We start from the raw sequence: 6,370 nt of genomic DNA on the forward strand, positions 1-6,370 counted from the left end.
GAGGCCCCTAACCCCGTTTGGAGCCGAAGGTGCCGGAGCCCGCCGATTTCGCGGAGTTTTACGGCACCAGTTTCAATTCACTCTGCGTGCAGTTGCATGCACACACAGGTGATCTCGCTGAGGCTCAGGATGTGGTGCAGGAGGCGTTCTGCCGGGCTTTGGCCCGATGGCCCCGCATCTCCCAATACGAGGACCCGGTGGCCTGGGTACGCAAAGTCGCCTGGAACATCGCGACCAGCCGCTGGCGGCGCGTGCGCACAGCGGTCGAGTACGCCGCGCGCCAGCGCGAGCAGCACACGCCCGGGCCTGACCCGTCGCGATTGGACCTGATGGCAGCGCTCGCCGAGCTGCCCGCCCGGCAGCGCCAGGCCGTGGTGCTCCACTACCTCAACGATCTGCCGATCTCCGACATCGCCGCCATCACCGGCGCGGCCGAGGGCACGGTGAAGTCCTGGCTGCACCGGGCGCGGAACACGTTAGACAGCCGGCTGGAGGTGCGCGACGACGTCAAGCCCGACGTGCGGCAGCCGGGCGTCGAGGCCACCTACCGCACGGTGCGCAAACGGCACACCCGCAATACCGTGGTCGGGGCGATCATCATCATCGCTGCGACCGCTGCGCTTGCCCTGCTTCCCTTCGGTCTGGGCGAGAAGCCGGCGCCGATCGACCCGACGCCGACCCCGTCGGCCTCGCCTTCAGCGTCGGCGGCGCCCGGCGCGGGTGAGTTCGTCAGCCCGAGCGCGGCCGCCACGGCCTCGCCCACCGCGACGCCGTGCACGTCGGACCCGATCGGCAATTACGGCGGGCACCTCAACCCGGACTCTTCGGTGCAGATGGGCTACCGCGACTTCCCCAGCGGAAGCCAGACGATGCCCTTCTGTGCAGGCGTGCGGCTCAAGGTGCTTTGGGCCACCTACCGTTACGACCCGGCTGACGGGATCTATCACCTCGTCCAGTCCGGCGAGGTATACCTGGACAGCAACAATCCACAGCGGACAGTGCGGGCGACCATCACCGCGGGCTGCACCGACTCCTTCTTCACCATCGCCGACGTGGCGATCCCGTCCGCCCTCGACCAGAACGCCATCATGACGATGGAAACACCCGGCGGTCCCTTCTGGGACTACAAGCACCGCGCCACCGGCCTTGCCTACCGAGGCGGGTGCTTCAGGTGACCGAGCGAATCTGGCGGCTGTCCATCGCAGCGATCCTGGCCGTGTTCAGCTCACTGGTGCTGGCGACGCCGGCCATGGCCGACCCGGTGGACACCGAGATTTGGCTTCTGGGCAACCGTTCCGCGCGCAGCGGCGTTTACCGGGTCTTTCTGCCTGCCACCTATTTCAGCGCGGGGCTCAACTTCAGCGCCCCGGTCGCGGTACCAGTCGTCATCAAGGTCGATATTTCCAAGCTGCAATCCGACCGAGTTGCCGCCGAGTTTCCCGGCTGCCAGCTGGAAGGCCAGATAGCGACCTGCGCTGTGCAGGTCAACACCCCCGGGCAGACCAACCAGTTCATTTATCAGCTCAAACCCGTCGGCTCGCCGTCGCCTGGCCCGGCCGGATCGTTCACGGCCACCATCGCCAGTGAGAACGAGGACCCGGTGCCGGGCAACAACACCCTGCGCGTGGATGTCGACCTGAACACGAGCGTGGCCGCCCACTACACGGTCGGCGTCGATGACGTGTCCGGCGCTGTCGGCGACACTGTCGCGGTGCCTGTGCGCTTCTCCAACAAGGGCCCCAACACCCTCTTCGACGTGGTGATAAGCCGTCCCGACGGCGGGGGCGGCAAAGACTTCGTCGGCGGCGACGGGTGCGTCATGTCTCCCATCCCGCAATGCAAGGTGCCGCAGGTGGCACCCGGGGCGACCGTCGTTGTCAACGTGAAGTTCCGGATCAGGCGATGTTTCCAGCCGGTGGCAAGCGATCCTGACTATCCCGCGTCGGTGGACGGCAACATGCCGGTCTACGGCAGCACGCAAGGGCACGCCACCCCGGTCCTCGACCAGCCCAGCGACACCCGCTTCAAGATCACCGTGGCGGGGTGCCGCCAGTCGGAGCCACGGGCACCGGTCGTGGCGCAGCCGGGCGCCACCCCGGCGGCGGCGCCTACCGAATCGGCGAGCCCGCAGCCTTCGTCATCCTCCACTCCTTCGCCCTCGCCCAGCCCGTCGGAGTCTTCCGCCGCGTCGCCTGAAGAGGGCGGGGAGTGGGTCTGGCGTACAGGCGTCGTCGCGGTGGGCACGGGGTCGCTGGCGCTGCTGCTGTGGCGTCGCGCCCGGAGCTGGCCACGGTGAGGTTCGGCAACCCAGGAAAATAAGGGTGCAACCTTCCTCGGCCCTTAGACGTGGTACCGCGTCCAGCCCCACGACGGGCCAGCCGTCGGGGATACGGGGAGAGGGGTTTCCACGTGGCCAGACGTATTCTGTCCGCCACTGTCGCCGCGGTTCTCGCCGCGACGGTGCTCACCGGCGCGACGCCGGCATCAGCTTTCTCGATCGCGGTTCTGCGCCCTGTCTCATGGGCCTACACCGACCTGCACCATCCCTTGCAGAGCTTCCTCGGGCAGGACGCCAGCGCGCCGGTGGGGGCGCGTTTCGGCGACGACGGCTACCACTCGTCGCGTTCCTACTTCCGGTTCGACATCTCCCAGCTCAGAGGCAAGCAGATCCTCAACGCCGACTTCCACGTGCACGAGCGCTCCCTTTGCGACAACGTTTCGCCGGTACAGCTTTGGCTCACCGACGACGTCACCGCCACCACGTCGTGGCTGCACCCGCCACGGCAGCGGGAGTTGCTGGCGCAGGTGGAGGTCGGCTGCGGGCGCGACGTCCAGCTCGCCTGGGACATCGACGACCGCATCACCCAATGGCTCGATGCCGGCCGTGACCATGTCACGCTGAGCATGCGGGTCTCTGGGTGGCAGGAGTTCGACTCGCGCTACGGCCGAGCTTTTGGCGACAACTTCCTTTCCGTGCTGACCAACTTGCCGCCGTCGGGCGTGCACGGGGTCTCCCCGTGCGGTGCCGACTCCCAGAACATGCCTTACCTCAACGGCGATTTGCTTTTGCGGGGTACGTATTCCGACTCCGACATGCTGCCGGAGAACGGGTCGCAATACGAGGACGTCACCTTCGCGATCTGGCCGGTGAACAACCCTGCCCAGCGCCGCGAGTTCTTCCGCGCGTCCTACCAGGACGGTGTGGCCGAGCTCGACTGGCGCGACTTCGACCTTGCCGAGGGTGTCTACGCCTGGGTTTTCAAGGTTTCCGACCGCTCGTCGGAGTCGGCCTGGTCGAGCGAGTGCTTCTTCGGCGTGGACCGCACCCGGCCGGATGTGCCCACGGTGGCGTCGGCCGACTATCCCGACGACGGCCAGCGGCACGGCGGCACAGGCATTCCCGGCACGTTCACCTTCACCCCGGCTTCGCCCGACACCGCCCGTTTCGGGTGGAGCCTGGGCGGCGACGTGATGCGCTACGTGGACGCCGAGCTGGGACAGCCGCTCACGCTGCAGATCGCGCCGACCGCCGCCCCGCCGATGAGGAATGTGCTGCGGGTACATGCCATCGACCGGGCGGGCAACTTCTCCGCTGAGGCACGCTACGAGTTCCTGGCCAACGACACCTCGCCCGAGCTTTCCTTCGTCGTCGGCGGCGTGTCACTACCGAGCACCATGACGATGTCAACGCAGCTGCCCGGGGCCGCCGAGTTCCGCTACACGATTGACGGCGGGCCGCAGTCGCGGGTGCCGGTCGGCCCGCAGGGCAGCACCACGGTGGGGGTCGTGTTCGAACAGACCCAGGCCGTGGTGGCGGTCGAAGTGTGGTCGGCCACCACACTTCTCGGCGTGACGAGGCAGCAGTTCATAGTCGACTCGCTGCCGGACATCTCCGTGGCCCACCAGCCTGGTTCGTCCGAGGCCACGGTCACCGTGCTGCCTCGGCGGGCGGGAATCGTGTCGTACCTCTACCAGCTCGACTACGCCGGCGACTACTTTCCGGTGACCGCGAACGCCGACGGCAGCGCGGTTTTCACGGTGACCGGGCTGCTCAACGGCTACCACACCATCGAGGTGATCAGCTATACGGCCGCGGGATACGCCGCCCAGGCGTCGAAGATGTTCGAGATCGTCAACACCTTGCGGCAGGGCCCCTATGTCAGCTCGCCCGACTACCATCCGTCGCCGGAACCGTTGGGCGGCGTGGGGATCGCGGGCCGCTTCGACCTGGACGGCAACTTCGACGCCGACCACTACGTGGTCAGCTACCAGGGCGGGCCAGAGTTCGTGGTGTCCTGCCAGTGGGACTGTTTCTCGGCCAGTTTCACGTTGGCGCCGCAGCATTCCGGGGTCAACACGCTTACGGCCTGGGCGGTGTACCCGGACGGAAGCCGTTCCCTGCCAAGCATCTACACCTTCGAAGTAGCGTAACCACCCTCTTAACCCTTGCCCTGTCCCATGGACCGCCGGTCAGGCCTGCCGCGCCGCAGCAGGCCTGACCGCAGACGGTGTCAGTAAATGTCTTCCAGCATCGCAAAATCGCCGTAGTTGGGGTTGGTGGTGGTGCTCATCCTCGGAGCGTAGTAGAGGCAGCTGTCGTTCCACACATTGTGATCCAAGCCCAGAGCATGGCCCATCTCGTGACAGGCAACCTTCTGGTTGTTGGCAAAGTTGCTGGTGAAGCCGGTGTCGATCCGGATATTCGCGTCGACGATGGTCAGCCCGCTAATGCTGTAGTCGGTGCACCCAACCCAGGTGTTGGGCGGCGACGTGCCGCAATAGTCGTAGTAGTCCAGTGCGCTCACATCAACGCAGTTGTAGCCTGGGCCAGGACACGCCCAGGGCCCGCGGTAGCCGACGTTGAGCGCGGTCGACTGGTTCCACACGACCGCAGCCTCGTAAACCGGCCAATCCGCCCCGGTGTAGTCGATGAAATAGATGGTCGGATGCCAGCCGGACCAGCGCACACGGTTGACACCGCAGAGGTGGTGATAGGCGTAGGCTCCCCCGATCGAGCATTCGACCGGCTCCATGATGACCGCGCCGCTGCCGGCCGCGGGCGGGGTCTTGACGCCGTCGGCCAGGGTGGCGACGAAGACGTGGCTGGTCCCATCGGGCATGGTCGCCACGGTGATGGCGTGCCCCTCCGAGTAGTAAACGGCGGTAACCGGCTGGGCGGCGTAGGACTGGCCGGCGAAGGCGCCTGAAACGATGACACACAACGGCATCAGCAAGGCCGTCAGACGGGCTCTTCGTGACATCTGAACTCCTCCCGGGTAGGTGATTGACACCCACACCATGCCGAAGATCGATATGTGTCTCCTATGTTTTTGATATGCGGGCACCGCTCGGCTGGGTGGCGATCTGGCACACAACCGGAATTAAATCCATTGCCAAGCGGTCGCGATCGCCTTACCTTGGTGTTCAGACGTTTTCAGTTCTAAGGAGATCCGTGATGTTTAGGCAGACGAGCATAGAACCGCAACAGCTGATGCTGTGCGGCTGCTCGGTGCCGAGCATTGCGGCCCGACCCAGTCTGTCCGGCAACGGGATTGATCGCCCGGCCTGGCGGCGTATTTAGACGCATTTCCCTGCGACTGACGCCGCCCCTCCGGGAATCCCGGGCTGGGCGGCGATTTCGTTGTGCTCCAACAGGTTCTTATGAGGTTCACATGAGGCGGGTTCGGCTAGTGGTCAGGCCGCCAGACTCTCGATCTGGAGACAGGGGTTCGATTCCCCTACTCGCTGCTCATGCGGTCGTAGCTCACCGGGTAGAGCTCTTGCCTTCCAAGCAAGTGGACGGGGTTCGAGTCCCCGCGGCCGTTCTGTTGGGGAATGGTGTAACCGGAAACATGCCCGGCTTTGACCCGGGAGAGTGCAGGTTCGAGCCCTGCTTCCCCAGTAATGCTTCTCGAAGCCGGCCATTGGCTTCATGGGCTGTGTGCTGGTGCACAGTGTTGCCTTGCAAGCAACGCCCGCGGGGTTCGACTCCCCGACGGTCCACAACCGTCCATCCAGGACGAGCCGACGTAGCTCAGTGGTTAGAGCACCCGCCTGTCGAGCGGGTGGTCGAGGGTTCGATTCCCTTCGCCGGCGCGCACATTGGAGAGGTGGCCGAGTCTGGTCAAAGGCGCGGTCCTGCTAAGGCCGAGATCCTGGGCAACCGGGATCCGCGGGTTCGAATCCCGCCCTCTCCGCCAATCCCGTCGCGGCCGAAGTGGTTGAGGCGCCTCGCTGATAACGAGGAGACAGAAGGTTCGACTCCTTCCGATGGGACGCGATCGTCTCGTCGGCGCAACCAAACGCGCCGATGCCGGCCCGCGTACGGGCCAGCATTGCAGACCATCAAAGTTGTTACAGGGCCATCAGT

At 65.7% G+C, this 6,370-nt stretch carries 4 protein-coding genes and 7 tRNA genes; 10 read left to right on the top strand and 1 reads right to left on the bottom strand.

All coding sequences use genetic code 11. The features are described 5' to 3' along the window. Positions 1-29 precede the first annotated feature (29 nt). The 3 genes from Rhe02_RS50765 (at position 30) to Rhe02_RS17220 (ending at position 4,431) form a co-directional block, all read left to right on the top strand. Positions 30-1,175, top strand: coding sequence for a SigE family RNA polymerase sigma factor (locus tag Rhe02_RS50765; protein ID WP_308441996.1), 1,146 nt, complete (start codon positions 30-32; stop codon positions 1,173-1,175). Then, positions 1,172-2,296 (top strand): hypothetical protein, encoded by a 1,125-nt coding sequence (locus tag Rhe02_RS17215; RefSeq protein ID WP_203909257.1) that lies wholly within the window; start codon positions 1,172-1,174, stop codon positions 2,294-2,296. Before Rhe02_RS50765 ends, Rhe02_RS17215 begins: the two co-directional genes overlap by 4 nt. A gap of 113 nt (positions 2,297-2,409) precedes the next feature. After that, entirely contained in the window at positions 2,410-4,431 is a 2,022-nt protein-coding gene (locus Rhe02_RS17220; RefSeq protein WP_203909258.1) for a hypothetical protein, read from the top strand. Between the two features lie 80 nt (positions 4,432-4,511). Here the strand turns inward: Rhe02_RS17220 and Rhe02_RS17225 are convergent, their stop codons facing one another. Then, entirely contained in the window at positions 4,512-5,261 is a 750-nt protein-coding gene (locus tag Rhe02_RS17225) for a matrixin family metalloprotease (RefSeq protein WP_203909259.1), read from the bottom strand. Positions 5,262-5,676: 415 nt separating this feature from the next. Between Rhe02_RS17225 and Rhe02_RS17230 the strand changes: the two genes are divergently transcribed. From Rhe02_RS17230 to Rhe02_RS17260, 7 genes are all read left to right on the top strand, one after another. Then, positions 5,677-5,748, top strand: a tRNA-Glu gene (locus Rhe02_RS17230). A gap of 5 nt (positions 5,749-5,753) precedes the next feature. Then, positions 5,754-5,825 (top strand) — tRNA-Gly (locus Rhe02_RS17235). 4 nt (positions 5,826-5,829) lie between these two features. Further along, positions 5,830-5,902, top strand: a tRNA-Gln gene (locus Rhe02_RS17240). A gap of 32 nt (positions 5,903-5,934) precedes the next feature. Beyond that, a tRNA-Ala gene (locus tag Rhe02_RS17245) sits at positions 5,935-6,003 on the top strand. 20 nt (positions 6,004-6,023) lie between these two features. After that, positions 6,024-6,096 (top strand) — tRNA-Asp (locus tag Rhe02_RS17250). Positions 6,097-6,104: 8 nt separating this feature from the next. Beyond that, positions 6,105-6,200 (top strand) — tRNA-Ser (locus Rhe02_RS17255). Positions 6,201-6,202: 2 nt separating this feature from the next. Next, positions 6,203-6,276 (top strand) — tRNA-Ile (locus Rhe02_RS17260). The last annotated feature ends 94 nt before the right edge of the window (positions 6,277-6,370 follow it).

It is taken from the genome of Rhizocola hellebori (assembly GCF_016862955.1).
GTDB classification, from domain to species: Bacteria; Actinomycetota; Actinomycetes; order Mycobacteriales; family Micromonosporaceae; genus Rhizocola; species Rhizocola hellebori.

What these genes read in the sequence shown, in the direction of transcription:
- Rhe02_RS17225 (WP_203909259.1), bottom strand. Translation starts at nt 5,261, where the DNA reads ATGTCACGAAGAGCCCGTCTGACGGCCTTGCTGATGCCGTTGTGTGTC.